The following is a 16,804-nucleotide window of genomic DNA, read 5'->3' as shown; positions in this document are numbered from 1 at the left end:
AGCCAGGGGCTATGCTGGTCAGCCTCGCCTCGTCATCGGGAGTTCGCATGTCTTCTCGCCCCGCCAGCCCTTTTCTCGCCCCCCGACGCCTGCTGGCGGCGCTTGTGCCGGCCGCCATGCTTAGCCTGTCGCTTGCCGCACCGCCGGCCCTGGCCACGCCGGTAGCCGATGAGCTGCCGCTGGAGGACATCCAGACCTTCGCCGAGGTGTTCGAGCGCATCAAGCGCGCCTATGTGAACGACGTGGACGATCGCACCCTGCTGCGCAACGCCATGCGCGGCATGCTCAGCGAGCTCGATCCCCACTCGGCCTACCTCGACCGCGACGAATTCCGCAGCCTGCGCGAGACCACCGACGGCGCCTTCGGCGGCATCGGCATCGAGGTGGGGCTGGAGAACGGCCAGCTGACGATCATCACCCCCATCGACGACACCCCGGCCTCGCGTGCCGGGCTGCAGGCGCGCGACACCATCCTGAGCATCGACGACACCTCCACCGAGCGGCTCTCGCTGCAGGAGGCGGTGACCCTGATGCGCGGCGAGCCGGGCAGCACGATCCGCATGACGATCCAGCGCCGCGGCGAGGATGCCCCGCGCACCCTCAACCTGGTGCGCGAGGTGATTCGCACCGAAAGCGTACGCAGCGAGCTGTTGGAAACCGGCTACGGCTACCTGCGCATCAGCCAGTTCCAGAACCGCACCGGCGACCAGGTCACCAATGCCATTCGCCGCCTGGAGCGCGAAGGCCCGCTGCGCGGCCTGGTGCTCGACCTGCGCAACAACCCGGGCGGCGTGCTGCAGGCCGCCGTGGCCGTGGCCGACGCCTTCCTCGAAGGCGGGCTGGTGGTCTACACCGAAGGGCGGCTGCCCGACACCCAAATGCGCTTCTCGGCCAGTCGCGAGACCGCCGCCCCCGACGTCCCGCTGGTGGTGCTGATCAACGGCGGCAGCGCTTCGGCGGCGGAAATCGTCGCCGGCGCGCTGCAGGACCAGCGGCGTGCGGTGATCATGGGTACGGAAAGCTTCGGCAAGGGCTCGGTGCAGCAGGTGATGCCGCTGGGCAACGGCGAGGGGCTCAAGCTGACCACCGCGCTCTATTTCACCCCCAACGGGCGCTCGATCCAGGCGCTCGGCATCGAGCCGGATGTGGCCGTGGTGCATGGTCGGGTCGAGGTGACGGAAACCGGGCGCCAGCTGCGCGAGGCCGACCTGGAAGGCCACCTGCGCTCGCGCGACGAGCCGCGCCTGCGCCGCGAGATGGCCGAGCGCCTGCGCGAGGACTACCAGCTCAGCGAGGCGCTCAACCTGCTCAAGGCGCTCAACGTGGTCGGCCAGCGCACGCGCTGAGCGCCCCGTTCCGCGACCTGCCTGCCGCCCGCGCGTTCACAGCACGCCTTTCCCGGCACGTCTTTACACAGCAGTTTCCGCTCAGCGACACGAGGCCGGCAGCCGGCCTCGCTCGCCGATGGCCTGGCGCATCAGCAGCCGCTTGATCGGCACCAGCCGATCGACGCCGGACAGGCCGAGATTGCGCACCAGAGTCACGGCCGGATGACGGGTGCCGAACAGCAGCCTGAAGCCGTCCATCAGCGCCAGCATGGCGGCGTTGTCACCGCGACGGCGACGCATGTAGCGCTCCAGCATGCGTACCTCGCCGAGCGCAATACCGCGCCGCCGCGCATTCAGCAGCTCCTCGGCCAGCACCGCCACGTCCATCAGCCCGAGATTCACCCCCTGGCCCGCCAGCGGGTGGATGCTGTGCGCCGCATCGCCCACCAGGGCGAAGCCCGGCAGCACGTAGCGCGCCGCATGGCGCTGGGTCAGCGGTACGCAGAGGGTGCGATCCTTTACCTCGACGTCGCCCAGCCGCGCCTCGAAGGCCTGCGCCAGCGCCATGCCCAGCGCCTGGGGCGTCAGCTTCTGTAGGCGGGCGGCCTCCTCGGGTGCAGTCGACCACACGATCGAGCAGTAGTGGTCATCGCCGGCAACGGTCAGCGGCAGGAACGCCAGCGGCCCGCGCGGCAGGAAGACCTGGCGTGCCACGCCCCCATGTGGTCGCGCCGTGCGTACCGTGGTGACTAGCGCCGTATGGCCGGTGTCGCGCGCCGTGACCTCGATTTCCGCCATCTCACGCAGCGGCGACAGCGCACCGTCGGCCGCCACCACCAGCTCGCCCGTCAGCCGCCGTCCATCCTCCAGCATCACCTCGCGCCCCGCCGGGGCGGCGCCAAGCCCGTTCACTCGGGCGCCGAACAGCAGCTGTACGCTCGGCAGCTCGGCCAGGCGCCGCTCCAGCGCCGCCAGCAGTACGTCGTTCTCGACGATGTGCCCAAGCACCGCCACGCCGGCCTGCTCTGCGGAGAAGGCCACCTCACCGCTGCCCTCGGCATCCCACACCTGCATGCCGCGGTAGGGAGTCACGCGCCGCGCCTGCATCCAGGGCCACACGCCGAGCCCTTCAAGCAAGCGCTGGGACACCGGCGTCAGCGCACTGACCCGCGGTGCCGGCAGCCCCTGGCCTACCTGGTCGGCATCCAGCGGCGCCGGGCGCGCATCGACCAGCGCCACCTGCACGCCGGCCTGACCCAGCAGGCAGGCCAGCGCCGCGCCCACCATGCCGCCACCGACCACGATCACCTCGAAACGTAGCTGTGTCATGCCTTGCATTACCTCTTCCATTTACGGCGTTCACGGCGTGGCGACCGCTCCCGATCAGCGTTCCAGCCCCATGGCACGCCGCGCCAGGCCCCGCCGCAGCGGACCGAACAGGTTGAGCCCGACCAGGCCCGCTGCCCGGGCGTGGGAAAGCAGCGCGTTGTCGATGCCGAACAGGCGCACCAGGCCGTCGCTGAAGCGAATCACCTGGTGGCGGTCGACGATACGGCGCGCCTCGAAATCGCGCAGCGTCAGCATGCCGCCCAGCGGCTCGCCATGGCCGAGGGCCTGCTCCAGCGCGGCCACCAGGTCGGTGACCCCGCGCAGCGCCAGGTTGAAGCCCTGGCCAGCCACCGGGTGCAGCGAGTGGGCGGCATTGCCCAGCACCGCCAGCCCCGGGCGAATGGTTTCCTTCGCCGTGACCAGGGTCAGCGGGTAGGCGTGGCGCTCGCTGACCCGGCGAAAACGCCCGGCGCGCTCGCCAAAGGCGTGCTGCAGGGCGCTGAGGAAGTCGCCATCGCCAAGCGCCAGCCTGGCGCGCTCGCGCCCCTGGGCGTGGGTCCAGATCAGCGCCATCTGCTGGCCCTTGAGCGGCAGCAGGGCGATGGGCCCTTCGCGAGTGAAGCGCTCGTAGGCGATGCCCTCGTGGGGCCGGCTCACCTCTACGTTGGCGATCACGGCGACCTGGTCGTAGGGGGTTTCGTCGCTGGCGATGCCCAGCTGCTCCTTGAGCGAGGAGCGCCCCCCGTCGGCCAGCACGGTCAACCCCGCCTGCAGCGTACAGCCGTCGGAGAGGGCGAGTCGATACCCGGCCGCCACCGGCTCGATGCGCTGCACCCTGGCCGGGCAGTGCCAGGCCACCGGCAGCGTCTGCAGTCGCTGGTGGAGCACCCGCCCCATCCAGGCGTTGGGAATCACGTAGCCCAGCGCCGGCTGGTCGAGCTCTTCCGCCGTCAGCCGCGTCACGCCAAGCCGGCCTTTCTCGCTGACATGGATCAACCGAATGGGCGCGGCCTGGGGTTCCAGCGCCGACCACAGCCCCATGTCGCGGAAGCGCTGGGCGGACCCCTGGGCGATGGCGCTGGAGCGAGCATCGAAGCTGGGCTGCCAGGGCGCCTTGGCCGCGTCGAGCATGGGGGCGGCCTCGACCACCGCCACGCTCAGCCCGTGCCGCTCCAAGGCAGGTGCCAGCGCACAGGCCAGGCTCGCACCCACCAGGCCACCACCGACAATCGCAATATCGACGCTTCGCTGCGTGGCGGTCATGGGCGCCCACCCGTATTACGGATAATTTTACGTAAAATACATAACATATCTTGCCTCACTTGCCCTGAAGTGATCATTAATCCGCCATTAGTGCCTCGATATCCTCGATCCGCTTGGGCACGCCGGCCGTCAGCACCTCGCCACCCTGCGCCGTGACCGCCACGTCATCCTCGATTCGGATACCGATGCCGCGAAATGCCTCGGGGATATCCTCGGCGTCGGGCAGGTAGAGCCCGGGCTCGATGGTCAGCACCATGCCAGGCTCCAGCGGCCTAGGGTTGCCCTCGCGGCGGTAGTCGCCGACGTCGTGGACGTCGAGCCCCAACCAGTGCGAGGTGGAGTGCAGGTAGAAGCGCTTGTAGCTTTCGTCCTCGATGCGTGCCTGCACGTCGCCTTCGAGAAGCCCCAGGCGAATCAGGCCTGCGGTCAGGTCGTGCACCACACCGTCGTGGATTTCGCTCAGGGTGACGCCGGGGCGCACGGCATCGACGGCGTGCTCCTGGGCTTCCAGCACCAGCGCGTAGAGGCTGCGCTGGGCGTCGCTGAAGCGCCCGTTGACGGGGAAGGTGCGGGTGATGTCGCCAGCGTAGAGGTCGAATTCGGCACCGGCATCAACCAGCACCAGCTCACCGTCACGTAACGGCTTGTCATTCTCGATGTAGTGCAGCACACAGGCATTGGCGCCGCCACCCACGATGGAGGCATAGGCCGGGCCGCTGCCGCCGTGCCAGCGAAACTCATGCTCCAGTTCCGCCTGCAGGTGATATTCCGCAAGGCCGGGGCGGGCGGTGCGCATGGCGCGCACATGGGCGCGGGCCGAAATCTCGGCGGCATGCCGCATCAGGGCGAGCTCCCGCTCGCTCTTGATCAGCCGCTGCTCGTGCAGCAGCGGGGCCAGGTCGGCGAAGCTGCGCGGCGGCCGGGCCCCGCGGCGCTGCCGCGCCGCCAGCCGGGCACGCACCTCCTCGGCCAGGGCCAGGGCGGCTTCGTCGTCGAGCAGCAGATAGAGCGTGGTGCGGCCATCGAGCAGCGCCTCGAGCCGCGCGTCCCGCTCGGCGTTCTCGAAGGCCTGGTCCACGCCATGTTCCCGCACGGCACCTTCCGCCCCCAGGCGGATGCCGGTCCAGGCCTCCAGGGCCGGGTCGCGGTCCTGGCAGAACAGCACGCTTTCACCTTCGCTGCGCCCCGGCAGCAGCAGCAGCAGCGCATCGGGCTCGGGAAAGCCGCTCAGATAGTGCAGGTCGCTGTGCTGGCGAAAGGGGTAGTCGCTGTCACGCGAGCGAGTGGCAAGGTTGGCACCCAGCAGTAACACCGCGCTGTCGGCCGGCAGCCGCGCCATCAGCGCGGCGCGGCGGGCACGGTACTCGTCGGGTGGGATCGGGGCGGGGCGGGGCAGAGGGTCGGGCAGCATGGCGCCTCCTGGCGTGTTTGGGCGTGGCGGGATCAGTGACGAGTCGGTTCGCCGGGCTCCACCTGGGGCTGGCCCGGGTGCTGTTCGGTGTAGAGCAGCATGGCGGCCATGCGCACATGCTCGGTCAGGGCAAACAGGTCGTCCTCGTTTTCGGGGCTCTCCTCGAGATCGGTCTCCATGGCGGCGAGGCCGGCCAGGTCGTCGATAGCCTCGCGCAGCGCGGGCGACCAGCCCTGGCGCGGCGTGTCGCCGGCATCTTCGAGCACCTCGAGAAACCCCAGCGTCCACTCCTGCAGACCGCGGGCCCGCTCGGCCAGCGAGAAGAGGTCGTCGGGCAGCAGCGGCTCGTAGTTGAGCGTGCTGTCGGCCAGGGCATCGAGCGTCCCTCGGCGCCAGGTTAGCAGCGTCTCGGCGCTCTCCCGGCTGCGCGGCTGTTCGATCCCAAGCCCAAGGCAGACCGTTTCCAGCCAGGCGTCGGCGGGCAGGTCGTGCAGGGCCAGCTCGGCGCACAGCCGGCCGTCGAGGAAGGCCGGCGACTGCATGCTGCCGTGAAGCAGGAAGAGGTCGGCGAGGGTGGAAAAATCGGGGCGTTCGGTGTTCGCTGACATGGGGCTTCCTATGTCGGTGGGGAGGCACCCGGCCGGGCCTGAGCGCGTTGACCGCCTGCAAAAGCCTCTCGTATAGTGAATGGCCAGATGAACCGTCTTGCGGATCCAAGGATGTTAACGCATCGGGCCGCCACGCCGACACCGGAGCCCTTCATGAGCGACAACACCGCCCGGCCCACCGCCGAGGTGACCCTGCTGGGGCGCCAGTACCTGTTCGCCTGCAGCCCGGGCCAGGAGCGCAAGCTCGATCGCGCCGCTCGCTATCTCGACCGCGCCATGCAAGGCATCCACTCCCAGAACAGCCTGCTCGGTACCGAGCGCGTGGCCCTCATGGCCGCGCTGAACATCGCCCATGAGCTGCTCGAGGTGCTCGAAGAGCGCCGCAGCCAGGAGCAGGACCTCAGTCGGCTGAGCGAAAAGTTGGAGCGCGCCTTGAGCTCCGCCGCCGGTCCCGCCCATCTTCCTGCCGAATGAGATTGGACGCACCGACCAGCTTTGATAGGATGAAAGTGTTCCCTGGGGTGTTGGCCAGTCGTTTAAAGTCCCTCGAGCCTATGAGCAATACCCAGGGCGGCCATTCGCTAGCCGGACCCGTGTGCATGTCCGTGCGTCGGAAAGCCTGACGGTTCGGCTGCGGCCACCCACCTTGAACCAAGGGTTCAAGGGCCAGAATGACAGCGGCACTCTGGGGAACTCTACCGCTATGAACGACCCGCACGATTCCGATAGCCTTCCGCTCGACAGCACGGCTCCTGAGCCCGCCTCCTTCTCCACACCGATGCCCGTTTCACCCGCTGAGCGCCAAGCGCTGCGCCAGACGCTGCGCCGCCGCCGCCGTGCGCTGAGCGCGCGCCAGCAGCGCGACGCCGCGCGCCGGCTGTGTCGCCAACTGCGCCAGCTCCCCGAGGTGCAGCGCGCCCGCCGAGTGGCCCTCTACCTGCCCAACGATGGCGAGATCGACCCCCGCCCGCTGATCGACTGGCTGAACCGCCGCCAGGCTCGCATCTACCTGCCGGTGCTCAAGCCGCTGTCGGTGAATACGCTCTGGTTCGTGCACTACCATGCCGGCACGCCCATGCGGCGCAACCGCTTCGGCATACCCGAACCGCAGACCCGGCATGGCGCCCACCGCGCCCGGCGCCTGCCGGCCTGGGCACTCGACCTGATCCTGCTGCCGCTGGTGGGATTCGACGAACGCGGCCAGCGCATGGGCATGGGCGGCGGCTTCTATGATCGCAGCCTGGCCTTCACCCGGCGCCCCGGCCCTCGTCCGACGCTGATCGGGCTGGCCCACGAGTGCCAGCGCGTGCCGCGCCTGCCGGACGCCCCTTGGGACGTGCCGCTGGACATCATCGCCAGCGATGCTCGGGTGCTGCGGCCCAGCTAACCGACGGGGCACAGCGAGAGAGGCACCGGCATAAAAAAACCGGCCGATGCGAAGGCATCGGCCGGTTTTGTCTATCTGGCCATGGCACTGCTTGCCGGTCAGCTTCCCGTTACCGCTTGGGCGTAGCCGGTTACCACCACGCCGACGACGAAGGCCAGCACCAGTGCCATGATCAGATCGGGCTTTCGTTTCATACCTGCTCCCAGACGTCCGCAGTAAGTAAATAGCCGCGGAGGTACCACGACAGCGCAGACTATAGGGCCTCCGCCAGTAGGCTGACAACCGTTACAGCGGAGGATTACAAGATGAAACCTAAGCCATTTCTTCCTTTTGACGTAAGCCAATGTAACTAGACGTTTCAGTCTCTCGGATCAGGCCATGAACAGCCGGTAGGCGTCGTTGTCCGACTCCTTCCAGTAACGGTAGCCGATCTCGTCGAAGTACTCCTCGACGTGGCTACGGTCCCCGTTGGGCACCTGCATGCCAACCAGCACGCGACCGAAGGCGGCGCCATGGTTACGGTAGTGAAACAGCGAGATATTCCAGTCCTGGGGCAGGTGGGTGAGGAAATTCATCAGCGCACCGGGGCGCTCGGGAAACTCGAAGCGGTAGACCTCTTCGTCGAAGTGCTCCTTGGGGCGCCCGCCGCCGAGGTGGCGGATATGCAGCTTGGCCAGCTCGTTGTCGGTGAGGTCGACCACCGGGTAGCCCGCCTCGCGCAGTTTTTCAATCATCAGCTGGCGGTCCTCGCCGTCCGGCTTGACCTGCACGCCGACGAAAATGTGCGCGGCCTCCGGGTCGGCGTAGCGGTAGTTGAACTCGGTCACCATGCGCTTGCCGATGGTGCGGCAGAACTTCTTGAAGCTGCCGGGGCGCTCGGGGATGGTCACCGCCAGAATCGCCTCGCGCTGCTCGCCCAGCTCGGTGCGCTCGGCGATGTGCTGCAGGCGGTCGAAGTTGGTGTTGGCCCCCGAATTGATGCACAGCAGCGTCTGCCCTTCGACCCCGGTCTGCTGGATGTATTTCTTTAGCCCGGCCAGCGACAGCGCGCCGGACGTCTCCGACACTGCCCGGGTGTCGTCGAAGATGTCCTTGACCGCCGCGCACATCTCGTCGGCGTTGACGGTGATCACCTCATCGACCAGCCCGCGCAGGATCTTGAACGGCACCTTGCCGATCTGGGCCACCGCCACGCCTTCGGCGAACACACCGACCTGGTCGAGGGTGACGCGCTTGCCGGCGGCCAGCGCCGCCTTGAGGCAGGCGCTGTCCTCGGCTTCCACGCCGATGACCTTGATGTCCGGGCGCAGGTACTTGACGTAAGCCGCTACCCCGGCGATCAGCCCGCCGCCGCCCACCGGCACGAAGATGGCATCGAGCGGGCCGCTGTGCTGATGCAGGATCTCCATCGCCACGGTGCCCTGGCCGGCGATGACGTCGATGTCGTCGAAGGGGGGAATGTAGGTGTAGCCATGCTCGGCGATCAGCTCCTGGGCGTGCTCGGCCGCCGCATCGAAGGCGTCGCCCTTGAGCACCACCTTGGCACCCCGGGCGCGCACCGCCTGGACCTTGATTTCCGGCGTGATGCGCGGCATGACGATCACCGCCTTGACGCCCATCTGCTTGGCCGCCATGGCCAGCCCCTGGGCGTGGTTGCCGGCTGAAGCGGCAATTACGCCCTTGGCCTTCTGCGCTTCGCTGAGCTGAGCCATCTTGTTGTAGGCGCCGCGAATCTTGAACGAGTAGACCGGCTGCAGGTCCTCGCGCTTGATCAGGATCTGATTGTTGAAGCGCCGTGACAGGAAGGGGGCTGGAGAGATGGGCGTTTCGCAGGCGGCTTCGTAGACGCGGGCCTGAAGGATCTTCTTGACGGTGGCTTCGAGCATCCTGGTCTTCCAAGGGGGGTGGCGCGGGAGGGGGCAGCCTCTGCTGAACTGCGGCAAACCCCTATTGGTAGCATTTCGGCGCCGCCGCCGTCCAGCCGCCGCGTCGGCAACGCGGCCGGGCTGACCTATAATGGGCGCCTTCGCCCCCACTGACAGCGAGCATGACAATGACCCAGGATGAACTGAAGGACGCCGTGGCCGCCGCCGCCATTGCAGAAATCGAACCATGGCTCGAGCGTGGCACCGTGCTCGGCATCGGCACCGGCTCCACCGCCAATCGGTTCATCGACCAGCTGGCCCGGCTGCGCGACGACTTCAAAGGCGCCGTGGCCAGCTCCGAGGCCAGCGCCGAGCGTCTGCGGGGCCATGGCATCGAGGTTTTCGAGCTCAACCATGTGGGTACGGTGCCTTACTATATCGACGGCGCCGACGAAGTGAACGCTCACTTGCATATGATCAAGGGCGGCGGCGCAGCACTCACCCGCGAGAAGATCGTGGCCGCCTGTGCCGAGCGTTTCATCTGCATCGCCGACGGTTCCAAGCGGGTCGAGCGGCTCGGCGCCTTCCCGCTGCCGGTGGAGGTAATCCCCATGGCGCGCTCCTACGTGGCGCGCGAGCTAGTCAAGCTGGGTGCGGACCCGGTCTACCGTGAAGGCGTGGTGACCGACAACGGCAACCAGATCCTCGACTGCTACGACTTCATGATCGCCGATCCGGTGGCGATGGAGGCTCGGATCAACGCCATCGTCGGCGTGGTGACCAACGGCCTGTTCGCCGCCCGCGGCGCCGACATCCTGCTGCTAGGCACCGAGCAGGGCGTGGAACGGCTGACCCCGGCCTGAGACGTTAGCGGGCGCTTACTTACCCGGTAGCAGCCGCGACAGGCCGCTCAGGGTGCGCTCTAGGGCACCGCGGTTGGCCGCCACCACGGCCAGCCCGGCGTCAGCCAGGCGATGCCGTTCGGCCTCGTCGATGAACAGAGTGATCAGGGTGTCGGCCAGTGCCTCGCTGTCCGCCACCTCAATCAAGGCGCCGCCCTGGCGCAGCGTCTCGGCCACGTCGGCGAAATTGGCCAGCTCCGGCCCGCTCAGTACCGGCACGCCCATGGCGGCCGGCTCCAGCAGGTTGTGCCCCCCCACCGGCACCAGGCTGCCGCCGACGAAGGCCAGGTCGGCGGCGCCGTAGAGCACCATCAGTTCGCCCATGGTGTCGCCCAGGTAGACCGCGGTGCGCGCATCGGGCCACTCCTGGCGCGAGCGCCGCGCCAATCCCATGTCGCGCTGCTGGCACAGGGCGGCCACCGCGTCGAAGCGCTGCGGGTGGCGCGGCACCAATATCAGCAGCGCAGTGGGGTAGTGCTGGCGCAGGCGCGCATGGGCCTGCAGCAGCTGCTCGTCCTCGCCGGGGTGGGTGGAGCCCGCCACCCACACTGGGCTCGCGCCCAGCCGGGTGCATAGCCGCTGGCTCGCCGCCACGCTCTCGGCATCGACGCGAAGGTCGTACTTGAGCGAACCGACCACCTCGGTGCGGTCGGCGGCCATGCCCAGCGCCAGGAAGCGCTTGGCGTCCTCACGCGACTTGGCCGCCAGCCAGTCGAGCCGGCCCAGCACCTGCGACATCAGCGGGCGCAGGCGCCGGTAGCCATGGAACGCCCGGGGCGAAAGCCGCCCGTTGACCACCGCCGTAGGCACCCCCCGGCGGCGGCAGGCCGCCAGCAGGTTGGGCCACAGCTCGGTCTCGAAGAAGATCGCAAGTTCCGGGCGCAGGCGGGCGACGAAGCGCCGGGCGGCGCCGGGAAAGTCGAGGGGCAGGAAGAAATGCTGCAGCCGCTGGGGGTCGCCGACCTGGCGCTGCGCCTCGATCAGCGCATGCGCCCGCGCCGCACCGGTGGCGGTCATGGTGGTTACCACCAGCCGGTGCCGCGGATAGCGCTCGAGCAGCGCTTCGATCAGCGAACGGGCGGCCAGCACCTCGCCCACCGAGGCGCAGTGCAGCCACAGCCGGGGCCGGTCATCGGCCGGCGGGGGAATCAGGCCGAGCCGCTCGCGGCGGCGGTTAGTAAGCGCATGCTCACGCCACACCCGCCACCACACCAAGGGGGCGAGTGCATAGAGCGCCGCCGAATAGAGCCAGCGGGGCCAGCGCGGCGGCGCCCCGGCCATCAGCTCTCGCGGTCGAGGATGGTGGCGATCATGGCGGTGGTGGAGACGCCGTCCTCGAAGCCCAGCACCTTCACCTCGCCGCCGGCGGCGCGCACCGCCTCACCCCCGGCGATCTCCTCGACGCGATAGTCGCCGCCCTTGACCAGCACATCGGGCAGCACCGCCTCGATCAGGCGCTGCGGGGTATCCTCGCTGAACGGCACCACCCAGTCCACCGCGCCGAGCCCGGCCAGCACCTGCATGCGCCGCGCCAGCGGGTTGATCGGCCGCTTGGGGCCCTTCAGCCGGGCGATGGAGGCATCGTCGTTGACCGCCACGATCAGCCGATCGCCGAGCCGGCGAGCATGCTCCAGGTAGGCCACGTGGCCGGCGTGCAGGATGTCGAAGCAGCCGTTGGTCATCACCACCCGTTCACCGCGCAGCTGGGCGGCGCGCACCGCCTCGACCAGCGGCGCTTCCTCGATGACACCGAACTCGGCCAGCTTGTCGCCATGCACGGCGGTGTAGAGCTCGGCGATGGAAAGCGTGGCGGTACCCGGCTTGGCCACCACCAGCCCGGCCGCCAGGTTGGCCAGGGTCATGGCCTCGGGGAAGCCGTGGCCGGCGGCCAATGCCAGCCCCAGCACGCCGATCACGGTGTCGCCGGCCCCGGTGACATCGAACACCTCCCGCGCCCGGGTCGGCAGGTGCAGCGGCTCGTGGCCGGTGCGGATCAGCGTCATGCCCTTCTCGCTGCGGGTGATCAGCAGCGCCTCGAGCTCGAGCTCGGCGCACAGCGCCGCGCCCTTGGCGGCCAGCTCGGCGTCGTCGCGGCAGCGGCCCACCACGGCCTCGAATTCGGCCAGGTTGGGGGTGATCACGCTGGCACCGCGGTACTTGGCGAAGTCGTTGCCCTTGGGGTCGATCAGCACGCGCTTGCCGGCGCCGCGCACCAGCGCGATCAGCTCCTCGACCCGATTGAGGGTGCCCTTGCCGTAGTCGGACAGGATCACCAGATGGCAGCTCGGCAGCCCCTGTGCGACCCGTGCCAGCAGCCCCCTCGTATCGAGCTCGTCGAGGCCGTCCTCGAAGTCGAGCCGGATCAGCTGCTGGTTGCGGCTCATCACGCGCAGCTTGGTGATGGTGGGAATGCCCGGGCTGCTCTCGAAATAGGTATCGACGCCGGCCGCCTCCAGGCGGCTGGCCAGCCGGCGGGCGTTGTCATCGTCGCCCACCATGCCGCTCAGGCCCGCATGCGCACCCAGTGAGGCGATGTTGAGCGCCACGTTGGCCGCTCCGCCGGGGCGGTCCTCGCACTCCTCCACCCGCACCACCGGCACCGGCGCTTCCGGCGAGATACGCGAGGTGGCGCCGTGCCAGTAGCGGTCGAGCATGACGTCGCCCACCACCAGGACACAGGCCTGCTCCAGGGCGGTCAGGTCAAGCTTCATCGGATTCTTCCTCTTCCTTGCGGGGGGCGGGGCGCGCCAGCAGCGCGTCGAGCCGTTGTACGACATCGTCGATGCGAATCAAGGACATGGCGTCGGCGTGGCGAACGCGCTGGCCCCAGGGGATGGCATCGGGCTCATGGTGCAGGTAATGGCGCACCGCATCGGGGTAACGATTGACCACGTAATCCCGCCACAGATAGGGTGCCGCGCGATCGGGGTTGGTGGTGGCGTAGAGCCCGACGACCGGCGTGCCCATGGCGTTGGCCATATGCACGGGGCCCGAGTCGGGGGCGATCACCGCCCGGGCACCGGCGATCAGCGCCAGCAGCCCCTTGAGCGAGGTGGCGCCGATCGCATCGATCACCGTGCCCGGGCTCGTGAGCGCAGCGATGCGCTCGCCCATCTCGCGCTCCTGGGTGCTGCCGCCGCCGGTCAACACCGTCTTCAACCCGTACTGGGTCCAGGCGTGTTCGATCACCGCGGCGTAGCCTTCGGCCGACCAGTTGCGGAAATTGCGCAGCCGCGGGTTGGCGCAGGGGCTCGTCAGCAGGTAGGCCGAGTCGCCGGTCAGCGCGACGGCTTCCTCGCGGGCCGCCTCGGGTATCGGCAGGTTCCACTCCAGCGAGAGGTCCTCCACGCCCAGCAGGCGGGCAAAGTCGAGGAACGACTCCAGCACGTGGGCGCGCGGGTGCGGCGCCAGCTGATGCTGGGTGAACCAGTGCTGGGCATCCTTGGCCCGTGCCTTGTCGTAGCCCACCCGCACCTTGGCCTTGAGCCCCAGCGAGAGCACGCTGGCACGCAGCGCCTGCTGCATGTGCAGCAGCACGTCGAAGCGAACGTCGGCCAGCTCGCGCCACAGCCGGCGCATCCCGGCAACCCCCGAGGCCTTGTCGTAGACCACGAACTCGACCCCCGAGAGACCGGCCAGTAGACTGTGTTCCGCCTTGCCGATGATCCAGGTGATGCGTGCCTCGGGCCACTGGCGCTGCAAGGCGCGCACAGTGGGCACCAGGTTGCAGACGTCGCCGAGGGCAGAGAGTCGCAGCACGGCGATATGGCGCGGTTGGGCGGGCAGAGGATGCTTCATGCACTTGGCAACATGTCAGACGGGTAAGACGTACATTCTATATGATGCGGACAGTGTATGTGACGCCGAGCCGGCGCCACAAATCGCCCCGTTGCTGTTCGACCCCGCCCACTGGCACCAGGCCGGGCGTGTGGTCGGCGAAGCCCCCGGGCGCGGCAGCAGCCTGTTTCTCGATGCTGGGCGCGAGCAATGGGTGCTGCGCCCCTACCGCCGCGGCGGCCTGGTGGCGAGGCTGAACGAGGCCGGCTACCTGTGGACCGGCCTCGAGCGCACCCGCGCCTTCCGTGAGTTCCGGCTTACCGCGCATCTCCACGAGCTCGGGCTCCCGGTACCGCGGCCTGTCGCCGCCGGTGTCACTCGCGGTGGCCTGGGTTACACGGCGACCTTGATCACGGTGCGCATTCGCGCCGCCCGGGCGCTGGCGGAACGCCTGGCCGACGTCGAGCCGGCGCTGCTCGAACGGGTCGGCGCCACCCTCCGGCGCTTCCATGCTGCCGGGCTCGACCATGTCGACCTCAATGCACGCAATATTCTCGTCGACGCAGAGGGCCAGGTCTGGCTGATCGACCTCGACCGCTGCCGGCTGCGTTCCCCCGGCACCTGGCGCGAGGCCAACCTGGCGCGCCTCGAGCGCTCGCTGGCCAAGTTCGGCGCGGCCGAGCACATGGCGGCGATCCGGCGTGGCTATGATTCGCCGCCTTCCGGCCGGCGCGCCGCGCCGCGCTCGGAATAGCACCGCAGCAGCAAATCTTCGAGGCCGTGGAGGATCTCGGCCTTGCCCGGCATCGAGCCGTCGCGATGGAAGACGGCCTCGTGGCAGTTCTCGTAGCGTGGCCAATAGCGGTAGGGCAGCGTGCGAAAGAAGATGCCCAGGGTCGGCGTGTGGGTGGCGAGCGCCAGGTTGCGCACGCCGGTATCGCCACACACCAGCACCGAAACGTGGGTCATCCACTCGGCCAGGCGGTCCAGCGCCATGCGCGGCTGGATGGCGACATTGGCGTGCTGCGCCACCACCTCGGCCAGGAACGCCCCGTTCTCTTCCGGCTTATGGCCTTCCAGCAGGACGTGCCGGTAGCCGGGAAGCTCATGCGCCGCCGCTGCGATCAGCCCACGCCAGGCGTCCAGGGAGAGCGACTTGTCCATGGCCGAGGCGAAGGGGAAATAGGCGATGGTCGGCTCGGCCTCGGCCCCAAGGTGGACAGGCAGGGCGAAATCCAGCGGATAGCGGGGCTTGTGCCCCATCACCTTGAGGAAGTCGAGCAGTATCTCGGCCTCGTAGTGGTAGTTCGAGCGCCGCAGGCCAACATCGTAGAGCAGGCGATTCGACAAGGAGCGATAGGGAAAGCCGAACTTGATCGAGGCCGTGGCCATGAAGGTCAGCAGGCGCGAGCGAGCCGTATCGGCCAGGTCGAAGAGCACGTCGTAGCCCGGCAGGGCGCGCAGCGAGCGCCACTGCTCGCCAAGGCTGCCCTGGGTATCCTGGACGAAGAGTTCGTCGATGAGGTCTTCCGGCACGGCGTAGCGGTAGGTGCTGACCGTGGCCAGGGTGATGTGTGCCTGGGGGAACAGGCGGCGCAGCTCGACGAGGAAGGGCCGCGTGGCCATGTAGTCGCCAAAGGCGCACTGGCGTATCACCAGGATGCGCCCGACCTCGCTCGACGACGCGCTTTCCAGCCACTGTCGCCCGCGCCGATTCAGGTAGGCGCATTTATCCGTCCAAGCCTTCATGTGTCCGCCCCAGCGTTCGTTGTCCCATCCTCGCGCCCCGCATCGTGCCGCCCGGCATATTCCTCGACCAGGGCCTGCACATGGCCGGCGATGCCGAAGCTCGCCTCGGCGCGCTGCCTGGCGGCCTGGCCGAGGCGCTCGCGCAGGGCCGCGTCCTGGCCGAGTTCCGCCATGGCCTGGGCCCAGTCCTGCGGTGACTGCGGCGCGGCAAGCCGCCCGCAGCCGGCATCGAGCAGCTCGGGTATCGCCCCGCTGTCGGCGCCCACAACCGCCTTGCCGGCGGCCATGGCCTCGACCACGGTGAGGCCGAAGGCTTCGTTGCGCGAGGGCACGCAGACGATGTCCAGGGCCTCGAACAGGCGCGGCAGGTCGGAGCGAAACCCGGCGAAGGTGACGCGATCTTCCAGCCCCAGCGCCGTTACCCGCTGGCGCAGCCGCGCCACGTAGGCTTCGTCGCTGCCCTCGCGGGCCGTCAGGCCGCCGATCAGCACGCCATGCCAGGCGAGCGCCGGGGCCAGCTCGCCCAGCCTGGCCAGCCCTTCCAGCCACACCTCGTGGCCCTTGCCGTCGGTCAGCCGCCCGGGCAGGCCGATCGCCACCTCGCCGGGCGCCGTGCCGAGCGCACGGCGCAGCACGCCCCGCGCCGCGTCATCGAGCCGTGGGGCATAGGGGGCAAGGTCGATGCCCAGGTAGAGGCGGCGGATGCGCTCGGGCGGCAGGGGGAAGGCCGCCAGGTTGCGCGCCCGCGTGGCGTCGCTGATCGAGAAGAGCCGCGTGACGCGGCCGTAGGCCCAGCGATGGTAGAGGTCCTTCTTTGGCCGGGTCACGCCCATGTGGTCGGTAAAGAACAGCTTGAGGCTCGGCCGCAGGGTCGCCAGCAGCGCCCCCAGGCGCAGGTCGCTGGATTTGTGGCAGTGCAGCACGCCGATGCCATGGCGCTTGAGGTAAGCCAGCACCTGGCCCGCCTGCAAGAGCGCGCGCGCCCGCGAAGGCAGCGTCAGCGGTTCGATACCGGCCGACGCCAGGCTCTCCGCCACCCGGGAACCGGCCAGCGCCAGGCCGTGGGGCTCCCACCCCTGGCGCCGTAGCTCGGGTATAATCCGCGCTGGATACATTTCGAGTCCGCCCCAGCCGTCCGAGAGGCAGAGGTGCATGACCTTGTTCGCCAAGGCTGTCTCCTTCGTC

15 protein-coding genes and 1 other RNA gene are annotated in these 16,804 nt (G+C 69.0%); 6 read left to right on the top strand and 10 right to left on the bottom strand.

Translation table 11 applies throughout. The features are described 5' to 3' along the window. Positions 1-47 precede the first annotated feature (47 nt). Complete coding sequence (locus tag ACT7B3_RS00140) at positions 48-1,346, top strand: S41 family peptidase (RefSeq protein ID WP_445156453.1); 1,299 nt, start codon at positions 48-50, stop codon at positions 1,344-1,346. Between the two features lie 81 nt (positions 1,347-1,427). Here ACT7B3_RS00140 and ACT7B3_RS00135 read toward each other — a convergent pair whose 3' ends face one another. From ACT7B3_RS00135 to ACT7B3_RS00120, 4 genes are all read right to left on the bottom strand, one after another. Further along, positions 1,428-2,657 carry a UbiH/UbiF/VisC/COQ6 family ubiquinone biosynthesis hydroxylase gene (locus ACT7B3_RS00135; protein ID WP_445156452.1) on the bottom strand — a complete coding sequence of 410 codons (1,230 nt, stop codon included), beginning with the start codon at positions 2,655-2,657 and terminating at the stop codon, positions 1,428-1,430. Between the two features lie 54 nt (positions 2,658-2,711). Then, complete coding sequence (gene ubiH, locus ACT7B3_RS00130) at positions 2,712-3,920, bottom strand: 2-octaprenyl-6-methoxyphenyl hydroxylase (protein ID WP_445156451.1); 1,209 nt, start codon at positions 3,918-3,920, stop codon at positions 2,712-2,714. Between the two features lie 76 nt (positions 3,921-3,996). Further along, positions 3,997-5,331 (bottom strand): Xaa-Pro aminopeptidase, encoded by a 1,335-nt coding sequence (pepP, locus tag ACT7B3_RS00125; protein WP_445156450.1) that lies wholly within the window; start codon positions 5,329-5,331, stop codon positions 3,997-3,999. Positions 5,332-5,363: 32 nt separating this feature from the next. Continuing rightward, on the bottom strand, positions 5,364-5,939 hold the full coding sequence (locus ACT7B3_RS00120; RefSeq protein ID WP_445156449.1) for a UPF0149 family protein: 576 nt from the start codon (positions 5,937-5,939) through the stop codon (positions 5,364-5,366). A 153-nt stretch (positions 5,940-6,092) separates the two neighbouring features. Between ACT7B3_RS00120 and ACT7B3_RS00115 the strand changes: the two genes are divergently transcribed. The 3 genes from ACT7B3_RS00115 to ACT7B3_RS00105 all read left to right on the top strand — a co-directional run bounded on the left by ACT7B3_RS00115 (position 6,093) and on the right by ACT7B3_RS00105 (position 7,326). Then, positions 6,093-6,413 carry a cell division protein ZapA gene (locus tag ACT7B3_RS00115; RefSeq protein WP_444678862.1) on the top strand — a complete coding sequence of 107 codons (321 nt, stop codon included), beginning with the start codon at positions 6,093-6,095 and terminating at the stop codon, positions 6,411-6,413. A 36-nt stretch (positions 6,414-6,449) separates the two neighbouring features. Then, positions 6,450-6,635: non-coding RNA, 6S RNA (gene ssrS / locus ACT7B3_RS00110), on the top strand. Between the two features lie 82 nt (positions 6,636-6,717). Further along, entirely contained in the window at positions 6,718-7,326 is a 609-nt protein-coding gene (locus ACT7B3_RS00105; RefSeq protein WP_444679418.1) for a 5-formyltetrahydrofolate cyclo-ligase, read from the top strand. A gap of 371 nt (positions 7,327-7,697) precedes the next feature. Here the strand turns inward: ACT7B3_RS00105 and ilvA are convergent, their stop codons facing one another. After that, complete coding sequence (gene ilvA / locus ACT7B3_RS00100; protein ID WP_444678863.1) at positions 7,698-9,212, bottom strand: threonine ammonia-lyase, biosynthetic; 1,515 nt, start codon at positions 9,210-9,212, stop codon at positions 7,698-7,700. A 167-nt stretch (positions 9,213-9,379) separates the two neighbouring features. Here ilvA and rpiA point away from each other — a divergent pair, with 167 nt between their 5' ends. Continuing rightward, the gene (gene rpiA, locus ACT7B3_RS00095; protein ID WP_445156448.1) at positions 9,380-10,054 is read left to right on the top strand and encodes a ribose-5-phosphate isomerase RpiA; all 675 of its coding nucleotides are present in this window, start codon (positions 9,380-9,382) and stop codon (positions 10,052-10,054) included. 15 nt (positions 10,055-10,069) lie between these two features. Here the strand turns inward: rpiA and waaA are convergent, their stop codons facing one another. Genes waaA through ACT7B3_RS00080 form a run of 3 tightly spaced genes read right to left on the bottom strand, consistent with a single transcriptional unit; the run spans position 10,070 to position 13,891 of the window. Then, the gene (waaA, locus tag ACT7B3_RS00090) at positions 10,070-11,374 is read right to left on the bottom strand and encodes a lipid IV(A) 3-deoxy-D-manno-octulosonic acid transferase (protein WP_445156447.1); all 1,305 of its coding nucleotides are present in this window, start codon (positions 11,372-11,374) and stop codon (positions 10,070-10,072) included. Next, positions 11,374-12,804, bottom strand: coding sequence for a bifunctional D-glycero-beta-D-manno-heptose-7-phosphate kinase/D-glycero-beta-D-manno-heptose 1-phosphate adenylyltransferase HldE (hldE, locus tag ACT7B3_RS00085; RefSeq protein ID WP_445156446.1), 1,431 nt, complete (start codon positions 12,802-12,804; stop codon positions 11,374-11,376). The genes waaA and hldE overlap by 1 nt, the downstream gene beginning before the upstream one ends. Next, positions 12,794-13,891 (bottom strand): glycosyltransferase family 9 protein, encoded by a 1,098-nt coding sequence (locus ACT7B3_RS00080; protein ID WP_445156445.1) that lies wholly within the window; start codon positions 13,889-13,891, stop codon positions 12,794-12,796. The genes hldE and ACT7B3_RS00080 overlap by 11 nt, the downstream gene beginning before the upstream one ends. On the opposite strand from ACT7B3_RS00080, the gene ACT7B3_RS00075 reads away from it, so the two are divergent. Continuing rightward, complete coding sequence (locus tag ACT7B3_RS00075; protein ID WP_445156444.1) at positions 13,890-14,624, top strand: 3-deoxy-D-manno-octulosonic acid kinase; 735 nt, start codon at positions 13,890-13,892, stop codon at positions 14,622-14,624. The two genes, ACT7B3_RS00080 and ACT7B3_RS00075, sit on opposite strands and share 2 nt — an antisense overlap. Here ACT7B3_RS00075 and ACT7B3_RS00070 read toward each other — a convergent pair. Together ACT7B3_RS00070 and ACT7B3_RS00065 are read right to left on the bottom strand one after the other, a co-directional pair. Then, on the bottom strand, positions 14,576-15,619 hold the full coding sequence (locus tag ACT7B3_RS00070) for a glycosyltransferase family 9 protein (protein ID WP_445156443.1): 1,044 nt from the start codon (positions 15,617-15,619) through the stop codon (positions 14,576-14,578). The genes ACT7B3_RS00075 and ACT7B3_RS00070 overlap by 49 nt on opposite strands. Further along, on the bottom strand, positions 15,616-16,788 hold the full coding sequence (locus tag ACT7B3_RS00065) for a glycosyltransferase family 4 protein (RefSeq protein WP_445156442.1): 1,173 nt from the start codon (positions 16,786-16,788) through the stop codon (positions 15,616-15,618). The genes ACT7B3_RS00070 and ACT7B3_RS00065 overlap by 4 nt, the downstream gene beginning before the upstream one ends. Positions 16,789-16,804 lie beyond the last annotated feature (16 nt).

It is taken from the genome of Halomonas sp. E14 (genome assembly GCF_052568415.1).
Note: the sequence above shows the minus strand (reverse complement) of the source record. Positions and strands in the feature narration are given on the sequence as shown.

Bases quoted from the DNA above. Each gene is read 5' to 3' on its own strand.
- ACT7B3_RS00115 (WP_444678862.1), top strand. From the start codon at position 6,093: ATGAGCGACAACACCGCCCGGCCCACCGCCGAGGTGACCCTGCTGGGG.
- waaA (WP_445156447.1), bottom strand. From the start codon at position 11,374: ATGGCCGGGGCGCCGCCGCGCTGGCCCCGCTGGCTCTATTCGGCGGCG.
- ACT7B3_RS00135 (WP_445156452.1), bottom strand. From the start codon at position 2,657: ATGACACAGCTACGTTTCGAGGTGATCGTGGTCGGTGGCGGCATGGTG.
- ilvA (WP_444678863.1), bottom strand. From the start codon at position 9,212: ATGCTCGAAGCCACCGTCAAGAAGATCCTTCAGGCCCGCGTCTACGAA.
- ACT7B3_RS00105 (WP_444679418.1), top strand. From the start codon at position 6,718: ATGCCCGTTTCACCCGCTGAGCGCCAAGCGCTGCGCCAGACGCTGCGC.
- hldE (WP_445156446.1), bottom strand. From the start codon at position 12,804: ATGAAGCTTGACCTGACCGCCCTGGAGCAGGCCTGTGTCCTGGTGGTG.
- ACT7B3_RS00080 (WP_445156445.1), bottom strand. From the start codon at position 13,891: ATGAAGCATCCTCTGCCCGCCCAACCGCGCCATATCGCCGTGCTGCGA.
- ACT7B3_RS00070 (WP_445156443.1), bottom strand. From the start codon at position 15,619: ATGAAGGCTTGGACGGATAAATGCGCCTACCTGAATCGGCGCGGGCGA.
- ACT7B3_RS00140 (WP_445156453.1), top strand. From the start codon at position 48: ATGTCTTCTCGCCCCGCCAGCCCTTTTCTCGCCCCCCGACGCCTGCTG.
- rpiA (WP_445156448.1), top strand. From the start codon at position 9,380: ATGACCCAGGATGAACTGAAGGACGCCGTGGCCGCCGCCGCCATTGCA.
- ACT7B3_RS00075 (WP_445156444.1), top strand. From the start codon at position 13,890: ATGCACTTGGCAACATGTCAGACGGGTAAGACGTACATTCTATATGAT.
- pepP (WP_445156450.1), bottom strand. From the start codon at position 5,331: ATGCTGCCCGACCCTCTGCCCCGCCCCGCCCCGATCCCACCCGACGAG.
- ACT7B3_RS00120 (WP_445156449.1), bottom strand. From the start codon at position 5,939: ATGTCAGCGAACACCGAACGCCCCGATTTTTCCACCCTCGCCGACCTC.
- ubiH (WP_445156451.1), bottom strand. From the start codon at position 3,920: ATGACCGCCACGCAGCGAAGCGTCGATATTGCGATTGTCGGTGGTGGC.